The following is a 566-nucleotide window of genomic DNA, read 5'->3' as shown; positions in this document are numbered from 1 at the left end:
AGTTCAAAGTTGTCATCAATGGCTATTTTAGCCTTAAACAATGCCTGTAACTGATTGTTAATCAGTATGAGAATGAGTCTTCCATATAACATACATTCAAAACGGAATATACTCATAGGTTTTACTTGGTCTATCTCAAAGATAGATTTCCATATCTTAAAAACTAGTTCTATTTGCCATCTAATTCCATAAAATAGTCTAATGAGTTCTGATGGCAATTGTTCTTGATTTGCATTGGTGATAAACAGGTTATAAGCACAAAGTTCAACTCTTAACTCAGAGAGTTCCCATTGTTGGCATTTGGCCGTTTTTTGTAATTTCTCCAAACGTTGCTGGCTAATAGTTTCAGGTACTTTTTCAATACAGACTCTGACAGCAATACTATTTTTATGCGTTTTGGGGTGAGCTAAATAACATTCGATGGAAACTATTGAATCATCTTTAGGCAGAAGAGTTACTAATGAAATAGGCTCGTTGGTATGTGGGTCAAATAGACTTGCATTAGCCTTTAAGCGAGAAACAAAGTAAGCACCAACCTGAGAATATTCTTTAAAAGATTGATAGTT

General features: G+C 34.1%; 1 protein-coding gene. It reads right to left on the bottom strand.

Annotated features, from left to right (window positions below):
- A partial coding sequence (locus tag VB264_RS25065; RefSeq protein WP_323254153.1) for a transposase occupies positions 1-566 on the bottom strand: 566 nt, incomplete at both ends.

Origin of the sequence: Arcicella aquatica, from assembly GCF_034928825.1 — a bacterium.
GTDB classification, from domain to species: Bacteria; Bacteroidota; Bacteroidia; order Cytophagales; family Spirosomataceae; genus Arcicella; species Arcicella aquatica.
Note: the sequence above shows the minus strand (reverse complement) of the source record. Positions and strands in the feature narration are given on the sequence as shown.